At 36.4% G+C, this 23,949-nt stretch carries 23 protein-coding genes and 1 other annotated feature; all 23 genes read right to left on the reverse strand.

Features of this window, described 5'->3' with window-relative positions; translation table 11 throughout:
* Nucleotides 1-32: 32 nt before the first annotated feature.
* The 23 genes from PLX19_RS09205 to PLX19_RS09315 all read right to left on the reverse strand — a co-directional run bounded on the left by PLX19_RS09205 (nucleotide 33) and on the right by PLX19_RS09315 (nucleotide 23,523).
* Nucleotides 33-941, reverse strand: a complete 909-nt coding sequence (locus tag PLX19_RS09205) for an RluA family pseudouridine synthase (RefSeq protein ID WP_272188215.1) — start codon at nucleotides 939-941, stop codon at nucleotides 33-35.
* 3 nt (nucleotides 942-944) lie between these two features.
* Nucleotides 945-1,403 carry a signal peptidase II gene (lspA, locus tag PLX19_RS09210; protein ID WP_272188216.1) on the reverse strand — a complete coding sequence of 153 codons (459 nt, stop codon included), beginning with the start codon at nucleotides 1,401-1,403 and terminating at the stop codon, nucleotides 945-947.
* Between the two features lie 121 nt (nucleotides 1,404-1,524).
* Entirely contained in the window at nucleotides 1,525-1,857 is a 333-nt protein-coding gene (locus tag PLX19_RS09215) for a molecular chaperone DnaK (protein ID WP_272188217.1), read from the reverse strand.
* Nucleotides 1,858-1,987: 130 nt separating this feature from the next.
* Nucleotides 1,988-4,753 (reverse strand): isoleucine--tRNA ligase, encoded by a 2,766-nt coding sequence (ileS, locus tag PLX19_RS09220; RefSeq protein ID WP_272188218.1) that lies wholly within the window; start codon nucleotides 4,751-4,753, stop codon nucleotides 1,988-1,990.
* Between the two features lie 81 nt (nucleotides 4,754-4,834).
* Nucleotides 4,835-5,054, reverse strand: a binding site (T-box leader).
* A 51-nt stretch (nucleotides 5,055-5,105) separates the two neighbouring features.
* Nucleotides 5,106-5,612 carry a septum site-determining protein DivIVA gene (gene divIVA / locus PLX19_RS09225; RefSeq protein WP_098916275.1) on the reverse strand — a complete coding sequence of 169 codons (507 nt, stop codon included), beginning with the start codon at nucleotides 5,610-5,612 and terminating at the stop codon, nucleotides 5,106-5,108.
* A gap of 93 nt (nucleotides 5,613-5,705) precedes the next feature.
* Entirely contained in the window at nucleotides 5,706-6,479 is a 774-nt protein-coding gene (locus PLX19_RS09230) for a YlmH family RNA-binding protein (RefSeq protein ID WP_272188219.1), read from the reverse strand.
* Between the two features lie 10 nt (nucleotides 6,480-6,489).
* Complete coding sequence (locus tag PLX19_RS09235; RefSeq protein ID WP_272188220.1) at nucleotides 6,490-6,756, reverse strand: YggT family protein; 267 nt, start codon at nucleotides 6,754-6,756, stop codon at nucleotides 6,490-6,492.
* A gap of 6 nt (nucleotides 6,757-6,762) precedes the next feature.
* Complete coding sequence (locus PLX19_RS09240; protein WP_272188221.1) at nucleotides 6,763-7,224, reverse strand: cell division protein SepF; 462 nt, start codon at nucleotides 7,222-7,224, stop codon at nucleotides 6,763-6,765.
* A 19-nt stretch (nucleotides 7,225-7,243) separates the two neighbouring features.
* Complete coding sequence (locus PLX19_RS09245; protein ID WP_272188222.1) at nucleotides 7,244-7,918, reverse strand: YggS family pyridoxal phosphate-dependent enzyme; 675 nt, start codon at nucleotides 7,916-7,918, stop codon at nucleotides 7,244-7,246.
* Nucleotides 7,915-8,733, reverse strand: coding sequence for a peptidoglycan editing factor PgeF (gene pgeF / locus PLX19_RS09250; RefSeq protein ID WP_272188224.1), 819 nt, complete (start codon nucleotides 8,731-8,733; stop codon nucleotides 7,915-7,917). The genes PLX19_RS09245 and pgeF overlap by 4 nt, the downstream gene beginning before the upstream one ends.
* 115 nt (nucleotides 8,734-8,848) lie before the next feature.
* On the reverse strand, nucleotides 8,849-9,127 hold the full coding sequence (locus tag PLX19_RS09255; protein ID WP_272188225.1) for a YlmC/YmxH family sporulation protein: 279 nt from the start codon (nucleotides 9,125-9,127) through the stop codon (nucleotides 8,849-8,851).
* A gap of 276 nt (nucleotides 9,128-9,403) precedes the next feature.
* Nucleotides 9,404-10,183, reverse strand: a complete 780-nt coding sequence (gene sigG, locus PLX19_RS09260; RefSeq protein ID WP_272188226.1) for an RNA polymerase sporulation sigma factor SigG — start codon at nucleotides 10,181-10,183, stop codon at nucleotides 9,404-9,406.
* Between the two features lie 136 nt (nucleotides 10,184-10,319).
* Nucleotides 10,320-11,036, reverse strand: a complete 717-nt coding sequence (sigE, locus tag PLX19_RS09265) for an RNA polymerase sporulation sigma factor SigE (RefSeq protein ID WP_020059244.1) — start codon at nucleotides 11,034-11,036, stop codon at nucleotides 10,320-10,322.
* A gap of 21 nt (nucleotides 11,037-11,057) precedes the next feature.
* Entirely contained in the window at nucleotides 11,058-11,975 is a 918-nt protein-coding gene (spoIIGA, locus tag PLX19_RS09270; protein ID WP_272188227.1) for a sigma-E processing peptidase SpoIIGA, read from the reverse strand.
* A gap of 382 nt (nucleotides 11,976-12,357) precedes the next feature.
* Nucleotides 12,358-13,509, reverse strand: a complete 1,152-nt coding sequence (gene ftsZ, locus PLX19_RS09275) for a cell division protein FtsZ (protein ID WP_272188228.1) — start codon at nucleotides 13,507-13,509, stop codon at nucleotides 12,358-12,360.
* Nucleotides 13,510-13,548: 39 nt separating this feature from the next.
* Complete coding sequence (gene ftsA / locus PLX19_RS09280; protein WP_272188229.1) at nucleotides 13,549-14,877, reverse strand: cell division protein FtsA; 1,329 nt, start codon at nucleotides 14,875-14,877, stop codon at nucleotides 13,549-13,551.
* 407 nt (nucleotides 14,878-15,284) lie between these two features.
* Complete coding sequence (locus tag PLX19_RS09285; RefSeq protein WP_272188230.1) at nucleotides 15,285-16,031, reverse strand: cell division protein FtsQ/DivIB; 747 nt, start codon at nucleotides 16,029-16,031, stop codon at nucleotides 15,285-15,287.
* Between the two features lie 96 nt (nucleotides 16,032-16,127).
* Nucleotides 16,128-17,033: a UDP-N-acetylmuramate dehydrogenase gene (gene murB, locus PLX19_RS09290; RefSeq protein ID WP_272188231.1), complete on the reverse strand. Its 906-nt coding sequence runs from the start codon at nucleotides 17,031-17,033 to the stop codon at nucleotides 16,128-16,130.
* A gap of 50 nt (nucleotides 17,034-17,083) precedes the next feature.
* Nucleotides 17,084-18,187: an undecaprenyldiphospho-muramoylpentapeptide beta-N-acetylglucosaminyltransferase gene (murG, locus tag PLX19_RS09295; RefSeq protein WP_272188232.1), complete on the reverse strand. Its 1,104-nt coding sequence runs from the start codon at nucleotides 18,185-18,187 to the stop codon at nucleotides 17,084-17,086.
* 165 nt (nucleotides 18,188-18,352) lie between these two features.
* The gene (gene spoVE, locus PLX19_RS09300; RefSeq protein ID WP_272188233.1) at nucleotides 18,353-19,450 is read right to left on the reverse strand and encodes a stage V sporulation protein E; all 1,098 of its coding nucleotides are present in this window, start codon (nucleotides 19,448-19,450) and stop codon (nucleotides 18,353-18,355) included.
* Between the two features lie 250 nt (nucleotides 19,451-19,700).
* Nucleotides 19,701-21,053, reverse strand: coding sequence for a UDP-N-acetylmuramoyl-L-alanine--D-glutamate ligase (gene murD / locus PLX19_RS09305; RefSeq protein ID WP_272188234.1), 1,353 nt, complete (start codon nucleotides 21,051-21,053; stop codon nucleotides 19,701-19,703).
* Nucleotides 21,054-22,025, reverse strand: coding sequence for a phospho-N-acetylmuramoyl-pentapeptide-transferase (mraY, locus tag PLX19_RS09310; protein ID WP_272188235.1), 972 nt, complete (start codon nucleotides 22,023-22,025; stop codon nucleotides 21,054-21,056).
* Nucleotides 22,026-22,047: 22 nt separating this feature from the next.
* Nucleotides 22,048-23,523 carry a UDP-N-acetylmuramoyl-L-alanyl-D-glutamate--2,6-diaminopimelate ligase gene (locus tag PLX19_RS09315; RefSeq protein WP_272188236.1) on the reverse strand — a complete coding sequence of 492 codons (1,476 nt, stop codon included), beginning with the start codon at nucleotides 23,521-23,523 and terminating at the stop codon, nucleotides 22,048-22,050.
* Nucleotides 23,524-23,949 lie beyond the last annotated feature (426 nt).

A 23,949-nucleotide genomic window follows, 5' to 3' on the forward strand; every position in this document is an offset into this window, starting at 1 on the left:
ATTATGTCAGTTTTTATAACGATTGTCAATATTTATTTTCGCAAATCATTTAGAAGATCTACAAAAATTGGTGGAACTGGTGCTTCAAATTCTAAATATTCACCTGTGCGCGGGTGAATAAAGCCTAAAATACCTGCATGTAGTGCTTGACCATTTATATCAAATGTTTTCTTCGGACCATATTTCGGATCACCTGCAAGTGGATAACCAATATATTTCATATGTACACGAATTTGATGCGTACGGCCTGTTTCTAATTGACACTCCACATGAGTAAAGTTATTAAAACGTTCTAATACACGGAAATGAGTCACAGCATGTTTTCCCTTATCATCAACGGTCATACTTTGACGATCTTGTTTATCACGACCAATTGGTGCATCAATCGTTCCTTTATCATGCGGAATAACACCATGAACAATTGCTTGATAACGTCTTGTTACTGTTTTTGCTACAAGCTGGTTAACAAGCGCTTCATGTGCCATATCATTTTTTGCCACCATCAATAACCCAGATGTATCTTTATCAATGCGATGCACAATCCCAGGGCGCATTACACCGTTAATACCTGATAAGTCTTTACAGTGATACATTAAGCCGTTTACTAACGTGCTGCTCGTATGCCCTGGTGCAGGATGCACAACCATACCACGCGGTTTGTTTACTACAAGTACATCACTATCCTCATAATAAATCTCTAAATTCATATCTTCTGGAAGAATATCTAATGACTCTGGTTCTGGAATGGTAACTGTAATTTCATCATTTGTTTTTACTTTATAGTTCCCTTTAACATCTTTTCCATTTACCGTTACAACACCGTCTTTAATCCATTGTTGTACTTGTGAACGAGACCATTCATTATTCACTCCAGCAACAAATTTGTCAATCCGTTCACTCTTTTGCTCTTCTGAAACTGTTACTTGTACTACTTCGCTCATTATTTACTCCTTTATTTTCTTTCCTTCTAGTAATGTTTGAATAATAATTAACGCCACACCTACACATAATGCCGAGTCTGCAACGTTAAATACTGGGAAGTTGTACGAAAAAATATATGTATGAATAAAATCAACAACCTCTTTTCGCACGACACGATCAATAAAATTACCAATTGCTCCGCCTAGAATAAGCCCAAGCGAAATACCGAGAAGCTTGTCTGTCTTTGCGTATTTCTTCATATAAAACAGAATAAAAATAACAAAGATAACTGTAATAACATAAAAGAACCACATTTTATTCTCTAAAATGCCCCATGCAGCTCCGCGATTGCGGTGAGACGTTATATACAGCACATTATCAATAATCGGAATGCTCTCACCTAATTCCATTTCCTTCACGATAATCCATTTTGATACTTGATCAATGGCAATCACAAATAAAGCTATTAAATAATATATCATTTTCGTTTCCCCCACAATGACAGTGTACCTCAAAATTTTAGCATAGCTGCTATGTTTTCACAATGAAGCATCGCATTGGAGCATAAAATAAAATGAATTAGGTAATATAATATTGTTATCTTTAAATTGTTTTTACCTTTTCATAAAAACACTCATAAATTGTACGTGCTGTTGGCATTCCCTTTAATTGTTTAAGTGTCATTCTTTGTCCGGTTTCCTCACAAATTCCATACATACCTATTTCCATTTTCCAAAGTGCTCGCTCTATATCTTTTAAATCTTCCCTCATATCATGCAATAATAATTTATTTTTCACATCTGTTTTCGCCATACCTAGCAATTCCTGACCAAATTCTACATCATATGCATACAACTCTTCTTTAGCTAATCTCTCCTGTAATTCTCGCTGCATTAATTGTAGTTCTACTTGAATCTCCATGTATGTGTCAGTCACAAGTGCGTCCCTCCCGGCTGGAATGTATCGTTAGTTTATCCGAAACGCACACGATTACCGCACACACATTTTTCCTTCCAAGGAAGAAAAAAATCGACTGCCTTGTATGCAGTCGATTTTCCTCATTGCATTATTTTACATAATGTTCAGTTACAACTTCTCCGCAACGCTTACATAGTGTTAGATGGTCCGCATTACTTCCTACTGTTTCAGAGACAACCCAGCAACGTTCACACGTTTCACCAGTTGCTTGCGCTACAACAACAGCTGTATGTTCATATTTCGGTGCAGCAGCTGGTGCTTCTTCCATCGTTCCACCAAGATGGTACTCAGAAACGATAAATAATTGTTTCACATCTTCTGTTATGGATTGTAACAATTCTTTCATTTCTGCTGTTGGGTAAAGTGTGATACTTGCATTTAATGATTTACCAATTACTTTTGCATTACGTGCATCTTCTAACGCTTTTAGTACATCATCGCGAAGTGTCATAAATGCATCCCATTTTCCTTTTAACTCTTCAGCACCCTCTACTTCTACAGCTTCTGGCATATCAGTTAATTGGACGCTCTCTTCTACTACTCCAGGGATATATGGCCATACTTCATCTGCTGTATGCGGTAAAATTGGCGTTACAAGTTTTGTTAATGCAACCAGTACATCATATAGTACCGTTTGAATTGCACGACGGTCGTGATTATTTTCTGATTCGATATATAAAATATCTTTTGCAAAATCTAAATAGAATGAACTTAAATCAATTGTACAGAAGTTATGAATCGCATGATATACAGCAGCAAATTCATATGTTTCATAAGCATCTTTTACTTTTGTAATTAAGTCATTTAATTGCACTAACATGTAGCGGTCTACTTCACGAAGTTCTGTAGCAGATACCGCATCTTTACTTGGATCAAAATCAGCTAAGTTTCCTAATAAGAAACGGAATGTATTACGAATTTTACGATATACTTCCGCTACTTGTTTTAAAATATCATCAGAAATACGTACGTCAGATTGGTAATCAACTGAAGATACCCATAAACGTAAAATATCGCCGCCTAATTGGTCCATAATCTTCTTCGGTACAACAATGTTTCCAATAGACTTACTCATCTTACGGCCTTCACCATCTAATACGAAGCCGTGACTTAAAACTCCTTTATACGGTGCTTTTCCTGTTACCGCAACTGCTGTTGAGAGTGAAGAGTTAAACCAACCGCGATATTGATCAGATCCCTCTAAATATAAATCAGCTGGACGCTGCAAATCATCACGCTCTTCTAATACAGCTTGATGAGATGAACCAGAATCAAACCATACATCCATAATGTCTGTTTCTTTTCGGAATTCGCCATTTGGACTAGATGGGTGTGTAAAACCTTCTGGTAATAAATCTTTCGCTTCACGTTCAAACCATACATTCGAACCATGTTCACGGAATAACCCTGCTACATGATTAATTGTCTCATCCGTAATAATTGGATCACCATTTTCTGCATAGAATACAGGAATCGGAACACCCCATGCACGTTGACGAGAAATACACCAGTCACCGCGATCACGAACCATGTTATGAAGACGTGTTTCACCCCAAGCTGGTACCCATTTCGTTTCTTCCACAGCTTGTAATAATTCACTGCGGAACGCTTCAATAGATGCAAACCACTGTGCAGTTGCACGGAAAATAATTGGTTGTTTTGTTCTCCAGTCATGCGGATAAGAATGCGTAATAAATGTTAATTTTAATAACGCGCCAACCTCTTCTAATTTTTCTGTGATTGGTTTATTTGCTTTATCGTAGAATAATCCTTCAAATCCAGGAGCTTCGCTTGTTAATACACCTTTATCATCAACTGGACAAAGAACTTCTAAACCGTATTGCTTTCCAACAAGGAAATCATCTTCCCCATGTCCAGGTGCTGTATGTACACACCCCGTACCAGCATCTGTTGTGACATGCTCACCAAGCATAACAAGAGAATCACGGTCATAGAATGGGTGTTTTGCCGTTGTATATTCCAGTTCGCTACCTTTTACTGTTTTCACAACTTCAGCATTTTCCCACTCTAATGTTTTCGCAACTGTTTCAAATAACTCAGAAGCAATGATATACTTCGCATCTGCGACTTTTACAATGCTGTATTCAAGTTCTGGATGAACAGAAATACCTAAGTTTGCTGGCAACGTCCAAGGTGTCGTTGTCCAAATAATGAATTTTTCGTCGCCTTCTAAAACATTCTTTCCATCTTTTACAGGGAATGCCACATAAATAGATGCAGATTTCTTATCTTTATATTCAATTTCCGCTTCAGCTAATGCAGACTCACTCGTTGGAGACCAGTAAACAGGTTTTTGACCTTTATAGATATAACCTTTTTTCGCCATTTCACCAAATACTTTAATTTGCTGTGCTTCATATGCTGGTTTTAATGTAATGTATGGATTATCCCAATCACCGCGTACACCTAAACGTTTAAATTGCTCGCGCTGACGATTTACTTGTTCGTATGCATATTCTTCACAAAGTTTACGGAATTCAGCAACTGTCATTTCTTTACGCTTAACACCTTTATTTGTTAAAGCTTGCTCAATTGGTAATCCGTGTGTATCCCAACCTGGTACATATGGTGCACAGTATCCCGTCATTGATTTAAAGCGAACAATAAAGTCTTTTAATACCTTATTTAACGCATGTCCCATATGAATGTCGCCGTTCGCATATGGCGGTCCATCATGTAGCACAAATAGTGGACGTCCCTTTGTGCGTTCTTGTACCTTTTCATAAATGCTCATTTCAGCCCATTGCTCTTGCATGACAGGCTCACGTTTCGGTAAATTTCCACGCATTGGAAACTCTGTTTTTGGCATTAATAATGTGTCTTTATACTCCATGCTTAATTCCTCCTTGAATATATAAAAGAATGATATTTTTTCTAAATAAATGGAATAAAAAAGAGACCTTCTCATCCCCCAAAAAGGGACGAGAAGGTCTCCCGCGGTACCACCCTAGTAGACTACTACATATAGTAATCCTCTTTATATTCTTAACGCGAATACACGCCTCTACTTACTTGGTTGTTCAGCGAGGAACTCCAGGGTGATATTCCCATTCTCTCCTTATCCTGAGCTTCCACCGTCCTCAGTTCGCTATATAAGGTATGAAAAAAGTACTTATCCCTATCTTCGTTTTTCTAAAAAATTATGTTGTATAGAATTATATGTAATAATACGAAAAACGTCAAGCTTACACTGTTTCTTCTTTCTTAAGAAGCTCATCTACTTCTTCTTCTAACTCAATTAACTTGTCCCAATCATCATTGTTTAACATTTCAAGCTGCGCTTCCAATAGCATACGGAAACGTGTACGGAACACTTTTGCTTGCTTTTTTAATTCTTCAATATCAAATGCAACTTTTCTTGATTTTACAAGTGCTTCATTAATAATACGGTCCGCATTCTTCTCTGCTTCACGAACAATTAATTTCGCTTCTTTTTGAGCATTACGCTTAACTTCTTCTGCTGCTTCTTGCGCTACAACAATAGATTTATTCAATGTATCTTCAATATTAGAGAAATGTTCTAATTTCCCTTCAAGTTGTGCGACTTTTTCTTCTAACGCCTTCTTCTCACGAATTACTAATTCATAATCTTTGATGACTTGATCAAGAAATTCATTTACTTGATCCTCATCATAGCCACGAAAACCACGGCTAAATTCCTTATTATGAATATCTAACGGTGTTAACGGCACAAACGCCACCTCCAAGTAGGTTATCTAAAATTTCCTCTTTTAATTATATCTTTTCTTCGACAAAATGGGAGAGTTTCCTTCTAAAAAAAGAAATCATTTTAAGATTCCATACAAAATTCTCCATTTATCACGCTTTGTTTTTCCCTCAACAGTAAGTAATTTACTTCTGCCATAACCTCTCACAGAAAATACATCGCCTGGAAAGCATTCATAAGCAGATTGCTCAACAACTTTCCAATTCACTTTCACAAGACCATTTTTAATGGACGGCTGAACCTTTTGACGAGATACATGAAATATTTCTGCTAGCAATACATCTAATCGAAGCGATGATACTGTCCCTGACTTTTCATTCCACTGATTTTCTATATGTAATGAATGATCAGTTGGTACAGGCGATAAAGATACTTTTATTTTTCCAATTGATTGTAAATTTATTTCTATATACGATGCGACTTCTTTTGCAACTACAATTTGGGCACGATCATTCTGGAGCCAAATATCTCCGCATTTCTCTCGCTTTAAACCAAGTGACATAAATGCTCCTAATATTTGACGATGCTCCAGTGAATAAAATTTAGAAGGATAGTCAATTTCTAATATTTCTATCTGAAATTCTTCTGCATTCGGCATAAGGTAATTGGGATATATTAACGCCCGTTTTCTTTCTGCACTGGGAGCAGCTCCATATAATTGAAACGCAGCATCCCCTTGATATCCAACAATCATCGAAACAATTTGCTGTTCACGCGGATCAAGAAAATCAGTAAGTTTCACTTGATGATATTCTTCTGCCGCATGCTTCCATTCTAATACTTTATCAACAAAAACCGTTTCTTCAGGCCTGAAATGTTCATAAATGCTCATCTATACTGTCTTACCTCAAAAAAAACTCAAATACACGTACTAATCCTGAACTTGCTAAATTTAGAACAAGTATTGCCACGATTGGAGAAATATCAATTACACCAATTGGTGGGATAAATCTCCGAAACGGTTCTAAATACGGCTCACAAATACGGGCAAGGAAATCACCAAATGTAGACTCTCTTGCTCCCGGAACCCAAGATAAAAGGATATAAATAATAAGCGCATATGAATAAAACCTGAATAGATAGAGCAAAATTGTTAAAATCATCGTCATAGCGCACTACCACCTTTTGATATTTTTCTCTTCTTCTTCACCAAACAATTCAGAAATTGCTCCAACAATATCTACATTATCCGGCGTACATATAAATGTTTTTGGACCTAGCTTTTGAATATCCCCGCCGATTGCATATACAGTTCCACTTAAAAAGTCAACGATACGTAGCGCTTGATCTGTCGACATGCGTTGTAAATTAATTACGACTGCACGACGACCTTTCAAATGATCAGCAATCCCTTGTGCTTCCGAGTACGTACGCGGCTCTAATAAAACAACTTTCGAAGGTTGTTTCGCTGTTTCAATGCTTACTACGTTTTGTTTCGATTGTACCTTTGCAAAAGGAATATCCTGCTCTGGGTCCTGTTGTTTTGTCATTTCAGTTTGCTCCTTTTCGTAAGCATATTGTGCTTCTCTCTCTTCTGGTGTGTCAAAAAAGAAATACTTTACTTTTGACCAACTCATAATAAAATTCTCCTTCCTTCTATTCTTTCCCCACTAAAATCGTTCCCAAACGAATAAATGTAGCGCCCTCTTCAATTGCAATTGTATAATCATTTGACATACCCATTGATAACTCCATACACGGAGCATATGATAGGTTTAAATCTTGCACCTGCTTTTGCAGCTTACGCAACCTTTGAAAACAACTGCGAATTTGCATTTCATCGTCTGTATAAGGTGCCATTGTCATCAGTCCGACAACTTCAATTTTATCAAATTGTTGTAAGTTGTAAATAAAGTCAATTATCTCATCTACGTCTAACCCCTGTTTAGACTCTTCCGCTGAGGTTTTTACCTGAACAAAGCAGCGAATGGGTTTCGTTGCTCGTTTTTGAATTTCTTTTGCAAGTGAAAGACGATCAAGTGAATGTAAATAATCAATCTCATGTATGATTTCTTTTACTTTTCTAGTTTGCAATGACCCGATAAAATGCCATGTCGCTTTGTTTCCAAAATGCTCATACTTCTGTAAAAAACCTTCATTGCGATTTTCACCAAGATGTACAAGCCCAGCTTGTAACACTTCATTTGTTTTTTCAATGCCTACTGTTTTTGTAACAGCAACAAGTGTAATTTCATCTAAGAATCGATTCACTCGCTGACATGCTTTTTTAACTTCTTGCTCGACATATGCTAAATTCTCTTGTACGGTCACTGCTTTCCCTCCTCCTTAAACCCAATAAAGCTAAGCATTCTCCCCGTCTTTCCTTGGTCGCGGCGATGTGAGAAGAATAATTGCGTTTCACAGCTTGTACAAAAAGATGACATCGCAATATTTTCTTCTTTTATCCCAGCTTGTAAACATAGCAAACGATTTATTTCCTTTAAATCTATTGTATATTGTCCTTCAGAAATCATTTCATATGGAACAGTATCATGAAGTACTTGTTTCGTAGCAGATAATACACGGTCATCTACAGCATAACAACACGCACCAATAGATGGACCAATCGCCACATGTATATCATCAAGCGATATACCTTCCTCTTTCCACTTGTCGATCATTTCACTAGCAATTCCTTTGACTGTTCCTTTCCAGCCAGCATGTGCAAGTCCTATCATTCTATAAGATGGCGCATAAAAATAGAGTGGCACACAATCCGCATAACAAGATGTTAACAACACATCTGCATCTGTCGTATATATGCCGTCCGTACTAGGGATACCATCTTCATAAGAAAAGACGCCTTTTCCTTTCTCTTGCTTGCCCACTTTTACAACATGACGATCATGAACTTGTTCCGAACAAACCCAAGTTTCTAATGGAATGTGTAATTTCCCTGCTAAAAGCCGTCGATTCTCATGAACATCTTCTACTTTGTCGTGAACGTGTAAACCTAAATTCATTGTATGAAAGGAGCCGGTACTCACTCCACCTTCTTTTGTAGTAAATCCTGCTATAATGTGTCCATGTTCTTCCCACATATGTAAATGTAACATACCGTCCTTATATGTAAATGGTTCTCTCATAAAAAGGCTCCTTATAATAAAATAACATAAAAAGTATGGTACTTCCCGTCTATTTTACCATACTTTTATTTTTCCATAATGACAACATAAAAAAAAGTGAAATTTGTAATATTCTTTAAGAAGTTGTCGGTGTTTGTATTGTTTCTGTAACAGTAGGAACATGATCTGCTCGAACTAAAATAACATCTTCCCCTATTTTTACAATTTGTTTCCAAGGAATTACAAATTCCTCCTCTTTTCCAAATAACCCTAACATTTTCCCTTGCTTTGTAATGATAACTGCTTGAATCTTCCCTGTTCTCATATCAATATCGATATCTCCAATGTTTCCAAGCCTTTTCCCATCTGATACATTGACAACATCTTTCATTTGAAATTCTGAAATACGTATCATTGTCATCCTCTCCTTTTCCCCATATTTAACTAACAACCTCAATAAAAAATCCCACCCCATCAATAGGTGCTTTTTTCTTCTCACACCTTCTTCTTCTTTAAATCTTAAGATGAAGGTTCTACCGTATACCATGGTGAGATAAAGCGGAATTTCTATTTCAGAGAATACATCCTTCACGTACAAAACCTTTTCTTTATAGTCATTATATGAGTTGGACATCTTTCCTATGAACAGAATCTCAAAACGATAAAAGGCCTCATCTATAATGATGAGACCTTAGCCTTGAATTGTTTTATTCATTTGTTTAATTGCTGATTTTTCAAGACGTGACACCTGTGCTTGAGAAATCCCAATTTCCTCAGCCACTTCCATTTGTGTTTTCCCTTGAAAGAAACGTTTACGAATAATCATCTTTTCGCGTTCATTTAATCGCTTCATTCCTTCTTTTAGTGCCAGCTCTTCGACCCATTGCTCGTCCCTTTGTTTATCATCGCTTAACTGATCCATAACAAAAATCGGGTCTCCACCATCATTGTATATTGGCTCAAATAATGAAACTGGGTCTTGAATTGCATCAAGTGCAAACACAATTTCTTCGTGCGTCACATCAAGTACTTTCGCTATATCCATCGCTGTTGGTTCCTTTGAATTTTCAGCAATGAGTCTTTCACGTACTTGCAACGCTTTATACGCAATATCTCGCAAGGAACGCGATACTCGTATTGGATTATTATCACGTAAATATCTTCGAATCTCTCCGATAATCATCGGTACAGCATATGTTGAAAATTTAACATTTTGGCCTAAATCAAAATTATCAATGGATTTCATAAGTCCAATGCAGCCAACTTGAAATAAATCATCAACAAACTCCCCTCTGTTGTTAAATCTTTGGATGACGCTCAGTACAAGACGTAAGTTTCCGTTTACTAGTTTCTCTCTAGCGCTTATTTCACCGCTTTGCATTTCTCGAAATAGCCGTCGCATTTCTTCGTTTTTTAGTACTGGAAGTTTAGATGTATCAACACCGCAAATTTCTACTTTGTTTCTCGTCAAAGTGTTCCCTCCTATCGGGAGTTGCTGTACAGTGTAAAGTATCTCCTTGGGAGGGAATTTTATGCATATATTCATTTATCTCACTTTCTCAAATGAAACTTACACTATTTATAACGAAATAATCGACCACTTAGCCTCATACCATTTTATTAAATTCTTTGCGAAGCCTTTTAATAATTCGTTTTTCTAAACGCGATATATAGGACTGGGAAATCCCAAGCATATCAGCAACATCCTTTTGTGTTTTTTCTTCCCCACCATCTAAGCCAAAACGAAGTTCCATAATTTGCTTCTCTCGATCATTTAATTGATGTAATGCTTTCATAAGTAAATGCCGGTCAACAGTTGCTTCCAAGTCCTTTGTAATAATGTCTTCATCTGTCCCTAAAACATCTGATAACAATAGTTCATTTCCATCCCAATCAATATTAAGGGGTTCATCAAATGATACTTCTGAACGATTTTTATTATTTCTTCGCAAATGCATCAATATTTCATTTTCAATACATCTTGATGCATACGTTGCGAGTTTAATCTTTTTTTCTGGATTAAATGTATTAACCGCTTTAATTAAACCAATAGTTCCAATACTAATAAGATCCTCGATATTAATTCCTGTATTTTCAAACTTTCTAGCAATGTATACGACAAGACGTAAATTGCGCTCTATTAAAAGTGACCTTGCTGTCTCATCTCCTTTTGGTAGTTTTTGCAGCAAAATTTCTTCTTCTTCTTTCGTTAATGGAGGTGGCAACGCTTCACTTCCACCGATATAGTAAATTTCATCGGTCTTAATTCCAAGTTTTAATAATAATTTATACCAAAGATACGTTAACCGAAATTTCAATTTCAATCCAATCCCTCCGTTCCTGTATTAAGCAATTGTTATTTTTTGTGACAATAACATTTTTGGATGTAAAATACATTGATACTCACCATTCGTCGATAACTGCTGTGCATTCAAACCAATTAATACTTTACTTACAGTAACCTTTGTGCCTTCATGATAAATTTGCACATAGTCAGGTTTAAACGCCCATAAAAATTGTTGATTAATTCCTACAGCTCGGTAAGGAATTAAACGCAACCGAGTTGTCCACTTTGATTCTTCATCTGGTATATAAGGAATAGCTGTTTTCATTTGAACTTGTTCTATTAGCCATTGCGGAAGAACATGTTCCAAAGAAGAAACATGAATAATCATAACTGGTGTTTTTGTTAGCGGGTCATGCAATTGATTTCCACTATCAATCAATCCATCTAGCTGAATATCATTTATATCAATTTTGATAGCTACTTTCACAATTTGCTCATAGTGAATTTTTGTCACTTCTACATCCTCAATTCTCTTTTTAGAAAAATAATAAATAACAGGAAACCCAATGATAACAAACAACCAACTTACAGGATCACCATACGAAATAGATTTTGTTGAAATTAGTCCATTCATCATGTCATTTGTTTGAAGAAAAAAGTGTGTGCCAACAAGACCGCCACCTACCATAAACGTCACAAAATAAAACATTAAAACGCTCTGTAGAAATGTCCGAAAACGAATGAAGCCAAACGCAGCATAAACAATAAGAAATGAATATATTAATTTCATTACAGGATGTGTCATCAACGATGCTAACGGCGTGAATGCAAAAATAACAATTGTTGAACCGATACATGCGCCAAGCACAAGTCTCCATCTTTTCACTTTCCGTTTTAAAACAATTGCTGTTAATAAAAGTAAAAGAAAATCAATGCAGACATTTAATAACCATATAATGTCGGCGTAAACGACCAAACGGTTCACCTCTTTTTTATAAAGTTGAGACTAGTATAATGCATATCCAATGGAAAAGTGTGTCAATTCACGGAAGGGATTTTTTGTTATTTTGAAACTTTGAGGAATAATTTGTCATGTAGAAAAAAGACTTTCTTTAAGCAGATAACGAAATTTGTATATATATACAAACCACTATCAGTAGGGATTTTACTAACCAAAAATAGTGGGATAAAAAGAATTAAAAAAGCAACCATCTATTATACATAGATGATTGCCTTTTTTTGTTCCATAATATACGAAAGTTCATCTCGCTACCTATAAATAGGACGAGCTTGATTGGTTTAAATAATAAGCAGTGGGGAGTCCCCACTGCTTAAAGTTTCACTTTATAATTGCTCCCTTAGCGTCTACGACGATTACGTAAAAACGCTGGGATATCGATATCATCTACATCTGTATGACGATCATTCACAACTGGCTCTTCACGCATAACTTCACGCTTTACTTCACGTTGTTTAACCGGTTGTACTGATTGCTGTACATTTTTAGTAGAAGTTGCTGTAGGGCGAGTAATTGGCTTAGGTGGTTGCATTGAAATGCTGTCATCAAAACCTGTTGCAATCACTGTTACAACAATTTCATCTTTTAAACTTTCATTAATTACTGAACCGAAAATCATATTTACTTCTGGATCTGAAGCTGAAGCTACAATATCAGCTGCTTCTTGTACTTCATATAAACTTAAATTCGTTCCACCTGTAATGTTCATAATAACACCTTGTGCACCATCAATAGATGTTTCTAGCAATGGACTAGAAATCGCACGTTTTGCCGCTTCTGTCGCACGGTTTTCACCAGTTCCAATACCAATACCCATTAAAGCAGAACCTTTGTTAGACATAATTGTTTTTACGTCTGCAAAGTCTAAGTTAATAAGACCAGGCGTTGCAATTAAGTCAGAAATACCTTGAACACCTTGACGTAATACATTATCTGCTTCACGGAATGCTTCAAGCATTGGTGTATTTTTATCCACAATTTCTAAAATACGATCATTTGGGATAACAATGATTGTATCTACATTTTCTTTAAACGCAGCAATTCCAGATGTAGCTTGTGTTGCACGCTTACGACCTTCAAATGTAAATGGGCGAGTTACAACACCAACTGTTAATGCCCCTAATTCTTTTGCAATTTGTGCAATAACTGGAGCTGCTCCTGTCCCAGTTCCACCGCCCATACCAGCTGTGACAAAGACCATATCCGCACCACGAAGTGCTTCTTGAATTTGTTCTTTACTTTCTTCAGCAGCTTTTTTTCCTACTTCTGGATTTGCTCCTGCACCAAGTCCACGCGTTAATTTACCACCGATTTGCATTCTTGTTTCAGCTTTTGATAAATTTAGCGCTTGTGCATCTGTGTTTACAGCGATAAAATCTACGCCCTGTACGCCATTTTCAATCATACGATTGACAGCATTGTTTCCGCCGCCGCCTACACCAATAACTTTTATATTTGCTAATTGATCTTGTGTAGTATCAAACTCTAACATGTCGAAATCCCCCTAGAACCTCATTTTTCGCGTTCAAATCTAATCCCATAAATATCGGAATACACGCTTCACTTTTGACATCATTCGTTCATTGTTATTATTGTTATCATTGTTATTCTTGTTATTATTGTTATTACGAGACTTTTGCTTTGCCGGTTGTTGCACTGCAGCAGGTATTGGCGCATGTGTATGCTGTAATTCATAGTTTTCCTGTTTTTCCTGCACACTCTTTCCTCGCAACTTAGCTTTTTGATATGCATTTTTAATAAGTCCAACACCAATTGTATATTGTGGTTCACGTACACCAATATAATCAGGCGTTGCAACACGAACATTTTGATGTAGAATGTCATTTGCAAGATCAAGTATACCAGACATAGAAACAACACCACCAGTAAGTACATAACCAGCTGGTAAGTGTTTGATGCCTAGTTTTTGTACCTCATCTTGTACAAGCATAAGAATTTCCTCTACACGAGCTTCTATGATATCAGCTAGCTCTAATTGAGAATATTGCTCTGTTTGATCACTGCCCATCATGGAAACAGTAAACATTTCTTCCTCAGATGCTGTATCATAAAAAGCATGTCCATATTTCAACTTAATTTGATCGGCATTTTCAGTTGATGTTTTCAATCCGATGGCGATATCTTTTGTTATATGATCTCCGCCAATCGGTAATATACTTGTTGTTTGTAATTCTCCATCCTGGAAAATTGATAATGTCGTCGAACCTCCACCGATGTCAACAAGAGCAACCCCTCGATTTTTTTCATCGTTCGATAAAGCAACTGCTGATGCTGCTAATGGCTGAAGGCAAATATCAACTATTTCAAGACCCGCTTTTTCTACACATCGAAGTAAATTATGTAACAATGTTCTCGAGCCTGTAATTAATGTACCTTCCATTTCTAAACGTACGCCAATCATTCCGCGCGGATCATTAATTTCATCGAGACCGTCTACTATAAACTGTCGAGGTACCACATCAATAAATTCGCGCTCTGGTGCAATTGACACAACTTGTGCTGCATCAAGTACCCGAAGCACATCTTCATTTCCAATTTCACGGTCTTCATTTGAAACAGCGACTACTCCATGACAAGGAAGAAGCTGCACTTGATTTGCATTTACACCTACAACAACTCGTTCAATGTGTATTCCTACCATGCGTTCAGCTTGTTCAATCGCCTTTTTAATCGATTGTACAGTCTCATCTATGTCAACAATGGAGCCCTTTTTCAAACCATTTGACTTTACATTTCCAACACCAATAATGTTCAAAGCGTCATTGACCATCTCGCCAATAATAACTTTAACATTGGATGTACCGATGTCAAGACTAACATATATTTCATTGCTGTTCATTCTTTGGCACCTCCTTCTTTATTTATACCACAAAATCCAATATATGGAACAACAATCGTTGTTTTACTATGTTATAAGAAAAATATTCAACGTATTTATGCGTTTCCCTTTTTTAACAATATATTTTTCTTATTTTTGTTTGGCATTCATTCACTTTTATAACAGTAATATGCAAATCACTGTTATTTTTTGAAACAATCTTTTCTAACTACAAAGATTGTCGCCAAATATAAGTCTACACTAAGATGTACTTCTAGCAAAGTGAAACTTGAACCCAAGAATATATTAAAAAAAAGAAAATAGGGAAAAATATGACATAATCACATGATTTTCAAGAATACATTCCTATTTTCTCTAACAAAACATATTTTACACTCAAATTTGCCTCTTTACCACGCTTTTATTTATTAATTTATATATTCAGTATAAGCACCTACCTCTAGATGGATAATTGCTTTTTTATCTGGCGACAAGTTCTTAATAATAAGAGGGTAAGCTTCCATTCGTTTTGCGAAGTCTTGAATAACTGTACTTACTTCGTATCCCTCATTCATATACAGTGTAAGATGATCCGCATACAAATCTGTTGGTTTATACTGAATTTCTGAAATGGACCGAAGAACAGCTGGTGTTAACTTTTCTAATTCAGCAATCAATTCTTTCATTTTCTTTTCTTCAAAAGGAACAAAAATCGGTGCAGCAACTGGCAACTTCCCATTTGGTAGAGCATTTAATGATTTTCCATTTTGTAAAAGAGGATATAATTTGTCCTCTTTATTAATGTAGCCAATTGTCACATATTCCTCAATATCGATAACAATGTTGTTTGGAAATTGTTTTTTCACATGGACATTTTTAATTTCCTCTTGCTTTTTTAAATTCGCTTCCGCTTGATGACTCATTACACGAAAATAGCTTGTTTTATATGTAATTCCTGATTGTTCCATTATTTGTTCATCCGTCATATAATGATTACCATGGATTGTAATCTTCTTTATATTGCTAAGCGGAGATCGAAAATAAATTAAAAAAAGCACCAATAAAAATAAAATCGATACATATAAAATTAATCGTTTATTTACTTGCTTTTTCTTCTTTGGATTTTTTAATTTTGGTACACGATCTTGTAGCTTAATAACTTTACTATTCTTCATGTACGCTCCCCCTATGTAACGTAAAGAACGGCATGTTATGCATGCCGTTCTTCTTATTATTATATCATAAATAATAAAGAGCAGGACGGACAACTGTTATCTTCCAATGATTTCTACTTCAGTATGCATATCTACTCCAAATTGTTCTTTTATTGTCTTCTTTACATAAGCAATTAAATCAAGAACATCTTGAGCTGATGCTGTCCCCGTATTTACAATAAAATTCCCATGCATTTCTGAAATTTTCGCACCACCAATTTGATAACCGCGTAGTCCAGCATTTTCCACCAGATTACCAGCATAATTTGGTAGTGGATTTCTAAAAATACTTCCTGCACAAGGATGATTCCAAGGTTGTGTATCACGACGATAATCTTTATTTTTTTGCATAATCCCAATAATTTCGTCACGATTTCCTTCTTTCAACTGCAACTCTGCTTCTAGTACAATACCAGGACGCTTCTTTTGTAAAACAGATGTACGATAAGAAAATCCTAGTTCTTCTTTCGTTAACCAATCAATTTTTCCGTCTTCAAACATCACACGAGCACTCTTCAAAATTTCAGACATATCTGATTTATGGGCACCTGCATTCATATAAACGGCTCCGCCTACACTTCCTGGGATTCCACTAGCAAACTCTAATCCAGCGAGTCCTTGACGGCTTAGTAAAGTTGAAAGCTTAATAAGAGGGTATCCTCCGCCTACACGGACATTGGTTCCTGTCACTTCTAAATGATCCAAACCCTCTCCTAATCGAATAACAACACCTTCAATTCCGTTATCTGATACAAGCAGATTAGACCCGCGACCGATTGCAGTCCATTTTGTTCCATGCTTCTTCACAAGCTTTAATGATTTTTCTACACCTTCCACGCTGCTTGGAATTACTAAAATATCTGCTGGACCACCTATTTTCATCGTTGTATAACGAGCTAATGGTTCATTTTCTAATACTTTTCCTACCTTGGCTTCCATAAGTTCGTTTGCTAATTGTTTCATGATGCTCTCCCCCATATTAAATCTCCGTACTACAGTAGTATGCAGGGCATTCACCTTACGTTATTTTCTACAAGTTTTTTCATCACTTCAAATAACTTGTTTGCTGCATCTGGAATTCCTAACTCTTTTGCAGCTAGTTTCATATTTTGTAATTTCTGTGCATCCAATAAAATTTCATCAATATCACCAAGAAGTGTTTCACCTGTTAACTCTTTCTCAAGAAGCATCTTCGCTGCTCCTTTCTCAACGACAGAAAGAGCATTTTTTTCTTGATGATTGTTTGTTACATATGGACTTGGAATTAAGATACTTGGTTTACCTAAAGCTGTCAACTCAGCTAACGTTGTGGCACCTGCACGTGAAACAACAAGATCCACTCCAGTAAGTACTTCTGGCATGTTATCAATAAACGGCTTAATTATGACATTGTGTGGATTCCCTTTTTGTTTCACCAATTCCATTACTTTATCATAATGCACTTCACCTGTAACGTACAATACTTCATAAGATTTATTACCAAATTGTTCAATTGCCTCTAAAAACGCATCATTAATTGGTCTAGCGCCTCTACTTCCTCCAAAAATTAACACTGATTTTTTTGAAAGTGATAAACCAACCGAACGCTTACCTTTCATACCATTTTGATTCATCACTTCTGAAGCACGAGGATTCCCTGTCATCACAACTTTATTTTGCGGGAAATGTTCTACTGCCGCTTCAAAACACACCGCTACTTTATTCACGTAACGGCTCAAAAATTTATTTGTTACACCAGGTACACTATTTTGTTCATGTACAATTGTCGGAATACCAATTTTAGCTGCTGCGTATACAACTGGACCACATACATAACCACCTGTGCCAATTACAACATCTGGATTAAAACGACGTATATATCGTTTACTATCCTGTACCCCCTTTACAAAACGCATCACCGTTTTCACATTATCCATTGATAATTTCCGCTTAAATCCACTAATAACAATAGATTGAAATGGTATGCCAGCTTTGCGAACAATTTTACTTTCTAAACCATTTTCTGTACCAATATATAAAAACCTTGCTTCAGGATGAATTTTTTTGATTTCTCGAATTAACGCAAGAGCTGGATAAATGTGCCCACCCGTCCCGCCACCACTGACTAATACTCGCACTGCCTATTCCTCCGCTTCTTTTTTCTATTATCCCGCCAATAGCGGGATAATAGTACAATTTGTTTAGCTAACCTTATTGATCGTAAATTTCACTGTATGCTGTTCATATGTCAATCGCTTAATTTCTATTTTTACATACGAAAAACCCTGTCATAGAAACAGGGTTTAGTAGCGAGAATGACGACTTATATTTAGTAGCACTCCAACCGCCATTAACATAAGGGTCAAGCTGGACCCACCATAGCTTAAAAATGGTAAGGTAATTCCTGTAACTGGCATTAATCCCGTTACAACACCGATGTTAATCATAACTTGAATCGCAATCATCGCCACAATCCCGACTGCTAAAAACGTACCGTATAAGTCTGGCGCTCCTAAGGCTACACGAATCCCACGCCATAACAACAGACTAAATAATAATAACACAAACGAACCACCAATAAAACCTAATTCTTCAGATAGAATGGCAAAAATAAAGTCTGTTTGCGGCTCTGGTAAGTAAAGAAATTTTTGTCTACTTTGTCCAAGACCAAGACCAAATAATCCTCCCGGCCCGATCGCAAGTAGCGATTGAATAATTTGAAATCCACTTCCAAGCGGATCTGACCATGGATCTAAATAAGATGTAATCCGTTTTATTCGATACGGTGCTGATGCAATCAACCCTACAAATCCTGCTATTCCTATTAGTCCTAGCATGGAAAAGTGAAAAATCCGTGCTCCCGAAACAAAAATCATAACAATACAAGTTCCAACCATTACAGTTCCTGTTCCCAAATCTGGTTGCAGCATAATCATACCAAATGCTACAAACACAAAGCTAAGCGAGGGAAGTAATCCCCTTTTAAAAGATGTAATCATTTTTTGCTTTTCTGATAAAAATTTCGCTAAAAAAATAATCATCGCAAACTTCATAAACTCAGAAGGCTGAATAGAAAATGCTCCTATCCCAATCCAACTTCGTGCTCCACCGCGCACCAGTCCAATGCCAGGAATCAAAACTAAAATAAGGAGAACAAAACAGATAAGTAAAATTAATTTGGAATATGTACGCCACACCCAATAATCAATCTTCATGATGAAAAACATAGCAACAACACCAATCCCAGCAAATAACAATTGACGCTTTGCAAAAAAGAATGAATCTCCCATTTTATACGAAGCCCATACAGCACTAGCGCTGTACACCATCACCATCCCTACTGTTAAAAGCAACAATGTTACAATAATAAGAATAAAGTCAGGAGTCTTCTTTGTTGGCAATGAGTATCACCTCTTTGAATGCAGCTTTTCGTTAAGCATACTTTTTTCACAACCGAAGCCCATTTATTCAGCCATCTAGCAGCATGATTCCCACCTCAAAAATGTGCAAAATCAAAGAAGATATGTGCGAAATAACTGCCTGTTAAGTTTCCATCAGTAGATGCTGAGATCTCCCACTAATAGAAATTCCACATTATCCTACCTATAAAAGAATCATCAGTAGAAATAATCCACTGATGATTCTTTCACTTTATACTAGCTTATGCACAGCCTGTATAAACATGTCTCCTCTTTCTTCAAATGTTTTAAATTGATCCCAACTTGCACATGCAGGAGATAAGAGAATTACATCTCCTTCTTCAGACAAAGCAAACGCTTCTTGCACCGCTTGTTCCACATTATCGACACATTTAATAACTTTCATTCCAGCCTTTTCTGCAGCTTTGACAAGCTTTGGTGCAGTTTGTCCAAATGTAAATAACGCCTTCACATGCTCAAAGTATGGAATTAAATCGTCAAATTCATTCCCACGATCTAGTCCACCAGCTAATAAAATGACTGGGTTCGTAAATGCAGACAATGCTTTTTCTGTCGCTAGCATATTTGTTGCTTTCGAATCATTATAAAACTTACGGTTTTGAATCGTCGTTACATATTCTAAACGATGCTTTACACCTGTAAACCGTTTTAAAACTGTTATAATCGCTTCATTTGCAACCCCCATGAGCTTCGCAGTACTCATAGCAGCTAGGATATTTTCTAAATTATGTTTCCCCGGCAATACGATATCTTGAACATCAATCACTTTTTCACCTTTGAAGTAAAGAGCACCGTCTTTTACACAAGCACCTTCTTCAATTATTTTTGTCGTAGAAAAGTACACCTTTTGTCCTTTACTTTTCTCAGACAACATCATTACTTCTTCATCGTCAGCATTAATGATGCTATAGTCATTTCCAGTTTGATTTCTAAAAATATTCGCTTTTGCTAAACCGTATTCTTCCTTCGTACCATGATAATCTAAGTGTGCTTCAAATAAGTTTAACAACACTGCTATCTTCGGTTGAAATGTTTCAATACCCATTAATTGAAAAGAAGAAAGTTCTGTTACAACCACTTCTTGTTTCGTTACACCTTGTGCAACCTCACATGCTACCGTGCCAATATTTCCAGCAATAACAGGATGTTTTTCTCCTTCTTTTAACATTTCAAATGTTAATGTTGTGGTCGTTGTTTTCCCGTTCGATCCTGTAATCCCAATAAACGGAGCTTCCGAAATACGATACGCCAATTCTACCTCTGTTACAATCGGAATATTTTTTTCTTTTGCTGCTACAAGTAACGGATTCGAATACGGAATCCCTGGATTTTTTACAACGACAGAAATATTTTTTTCTAACAATTCTAAAGGATGACCGCCGCATACAACTTCCATACCTTGATTTTGCAATTCTGTCGCTAACGGATTTTCAGCTAGCGGTTTGCTATCATTTATAATCACATTTGCACCCAGTTTCTTTAATAAAACAGCTGCAGCAAAGCCGCTTTTTGCCATACCTAATACAAGAACATTTTTATTTTGATAGTCAGTTATCGTTTTCAATTACATCCACACTCCGATATAAATTCCTAACATTGCAAATAAAAGTCCGACTGACCAGAATGTTACAACCACTCGCCATTCTGACCAACCACATAATTCATAGTGGTGATGAAGCGGACTCATTTTGAATACACGCTTTCCTCGCGTTTTAAACGACACAACTTGAATAATAACAGAGAGTGTCTCAATAACAAACATTCCACCAATGATAACTAATAATAATTCTGTTTTCGTTAAAATGGAAACAGCCGCTAAAGCACCACCAAGGGCTAAAGACCCTGTGTCTCCCATAAATACTTTTGCTGGATGAGCATTAAATACTAAAAATCCTAATACAGCTCCCACAACTGCCATACAAAAAATAGCAATTGTATAATGTTCCTGAGCAAACGCAATAATACTATACGCACCAAATGCGATGGCAGCTGTTCCTGCTAATAATCCATCTAAACCATCTGTTAGGTTCACTGCGTTTGAAGCTCCTATCAACATAAAGAGCACAAGAATAAAGTACGCCCAATGTAAGTCAAACTTAATTTCCGTCCCTGGAATCATTAAATGTGTGTCAAATCCTTGTCCTTTTGCAATGATAAAGAAAGCTACCGCAATAATAAATTGTCCTACTAATTTTTGTTTTGATGTTAGACCAAGATTTCTTTTTTTTACAACTTTAATGTAATCATCTAAAAATCCGATTAACCCATAACCAAATGTAACAAGTAGCAATAAGTACATCTCAGCACCCTTTTGAAACTTAAACATCATAATAATAGATGTAATCATAATTGAAATAAAAATAACAATTCCGCCCATGGTCGGTGTTCCCGATTTCTTTTGATGTGATTTTGGTCCTTCATCACGAATGCTCTGTCCAAACTTTAAACGACGTAAAAATGGAATGAAAATTGGTGACAACGCAACCGAAATTAAAAATGCCACCCCTACTGTAATTAATAATCCTTGTTCAAGCATATTTAGTCCCCCTCTCTTGTTGTTATTCTTTCATGCTTAAACGTTTTACAATTGCCTCTCCAGCAACTTCGCGATCGTCAAAATGATATACTTCTGTACCTATAATTTGGTATGTCTCATGACCTTTACCCGCAATTACAATAATGTCTCCATCTTTTGCCTCTGATACAGCATGAAATATCGCTTTTTTTCGATCAACAATTACTTCATAATTATTTCCTTTTATACCTTCAATCATATCATCAAGAATTGCTTGCGGCTGTTCGCTGCGTGGATTATCCGATGTGTAGATCGCGTGCGTTGCATATTCCGTTGCAACACTGGCCATAATTGGTCGTTTCGTACGATCACGGTCCCCGCCACAACCAACAATGCAATACACATTTCCTTTTGCAAATTGTTTCGTTGTCAACAATACATTTTCTAAACTATCTGGTGTATGTGCATAATCAACAATGACAGTAAACTCTTGCCCTCTATCAACAACTTCAAAGCGGCCAGGCACACCTTTTAATTCTTTCACAACATCGATAATTGTTTGCAGCGCTACACCAGAAATTAGACATGCAGCTGTTGCAGCTAATACATTATATACATTAAACTTCCCAATTAATTTCATCGTAATATCGATACTTTCACTTGGAGTTACGAGTGTAAACGCCGTACCTGCACTTGTCATCTCAATGTTTTTTGCCATAATATCACTTTTTGTATCAATCCCATACGTAATTACTGTTGCTGCTGTATTTTTCGTATAGTCTATTGCTGCAGCATCGTCATTATTTAATACGGCGTACTTTACACGATTATGATGATAGCTATTACCAAGCTGTGCAAATAGCAATCCTTTTGCATATTTATACTCTTCCATCGTTTTATGATAATCTAAATGATCTTGCGTTAAGTTTGTAAACACCGCTACATCATAGTCACATCCATGCACTCTTCCAAGATGCAAAGCATGTGAAGATACTTCCATAACAACGCTATTTACATTCTGTTCGACCATTTTAGCGAACGTTTTTTGTAATGTTAATGCATCAGGTGTTGTGTTTTTCACCTCATACGTTTCATCACCTATTTTCATATTAATTGTTCCAATTAGTCCTGTTTTATGTCCATGTGCGCGCATAATTTCGTTCATTATATGCGATGTTGTTGTCTTTCCATTTGTACCTGTAATTCCAATTAAGTGTAACTTTTGGGTCGGCTGTCCATAAAAATAATCAGCTAACACCGCTAAAGAACGTATTGTATCTTTAACAAGTACAACTGGAACGTCAACATCAATAGGCCTTTCCGCAACAATAGCAGCCGCACCTTGCGCGGCTGCTTGCATAGCAAATTCATGACTATCAACCGTAAAACCTTTTATACATACAAATAAACTTCCAGTTGTCACTTTACGTGAATCTGCTTCAATAGATGTAATTTCTGGATTTTCTTTTGGAATGACTGGAAAATCATGCAAACTTGATACGAGTGTATGCAACTTCATTTCTTTAAATCCTCTCTACTCTTTATTTACCTCTTATAAATGGATGCGTTCAAAACGCTCCATACATAAGAACGTCATATATTTACCCAACAGACAGTGTGAATCCAACAACTCACTACTATATAAAGCCATTTTGATTTTTCAACATATAGATCATTACTATGCAAAACAACACATAACCTACACTTGCTTGCTCCCTTTGTTTTCAATCTCGGATGTGGGGATAAGGACCTTACCGCTTCTATGCACGGCTAGATGCTCTCGTCCCTCCCTAAAAGGAAAGGGGTTTTTATGCCACTTTATTTATATCTATATATATAAATATGTTTAAATTTTTCGACATATCAGCCTCTGCTTTGCAAAACAACACATGACCTGCACTTGCTTGCTCCCTTTGTTTTCAATCTCGGATGTAGCAGGATAAGG

Origin of the sequence: Bacillus sp. BP-3 (assembly GCF_028401955.1) — a bacterium.
Lineage (GTDB): Bacteria > Bacillota > Bacilli > Bacillales > Bacillaceae_G > Bacillus_A.

Bases quoted from the DNA above. Each gene is read 5' to 3' on its own strand.
- ileS (WP_272188218.1), bottom strand. From the start codon at position 4,753: ATGGAGTATAAAGACACATTATTAATGCCAAAAACAGAGTTTCCAATG.
- PLX19_RS09205 (WP_272188215.1), bottom strand. From the start codon at position 941: ATGAGCGAAGTAGTACAAGTAACAGTTTCAGAAGAGCAAAAGAGTGAA.
- pgeF (WP_272188224.1), bottom strand. From the start codon at position 8,733: ATGAGAGAACCATTTACATATAAGGACGGTATGTTACATTTACATATG.
- PLX19_RS09230 (WP_272188219.1), bottom strand. From the start codon at position 6,479: ATGAGCATTTATGAACATTTCAGGCCTGAAGAAACGGTTTTTGTTGAT.
- PLX19_RS09235 (WP_272188220.1), bottom strand. From the start codon at position 6,756: ATGACGATGATTTTAACAATTTTGCTCTATCTATTCAGGTTTTATTCA.
- mraY (WP_272188235.1), bottom strand. From the start codon at position 22,025: ATGCTTGAACAAGGATTATTAATTACAGTAGGGGTGGCATTTTTAATT.
- murB (WP_272188231.1), bottom strand. From the start codon at position 17,033: ATGAAACAATTAGCAAACGAACTTATGGAAGCCAAGGTAGGAAAAGTA.
- PLX19_RS09255 (WP_272188225.1), bottom strand. From the start codon at position 9,127: ATGATACGTATTTCAGAATTTCAAATGAAAGATGTTGTCAATGTATCA.
- lspA (WP_272188216.1), bottom strand. From the start codon at position 1,403: ATGATATATTATTTAATAGCTTTATTTGTGATTGCCATTGATCAAGTA.
- PLX19_RS09315 (WP_272188236.1), bottom strand. From the start codon at position 23,523: ATGAAGTTGCATACACTCGTATCAAGTTTGCATGATTTTCCAGTCATT.
- PLX19_RS09240 (WP_272188221.1), bottom strand. From the start codon at position 7,224: ATGAGTTGGTCAAAAGTAAAGTATTTCTTTTTTGACACACCAGAAGAG.
- ftsZ (WP_272188228.1), bottom strand. From the start codon at position 13,509: ATGTTAGAGTTTGATACTACACAAGATCAATTAGCAAATATAAAAGTT.
- ftsA (WP_272188229.1), bottom strand. From the start codon at position 14,877: ATGAACAGCAATGAAATATATGTTAGTCTTGACATCGGTACATCCAAT.
- PLX19_RS09285 (WP_272188230.1), bottom strand. From the start codon at position 16,031: ATGAAGAATAGTAAAGTTATTAAGCTACAAGATCGTGTACCAAAATTA.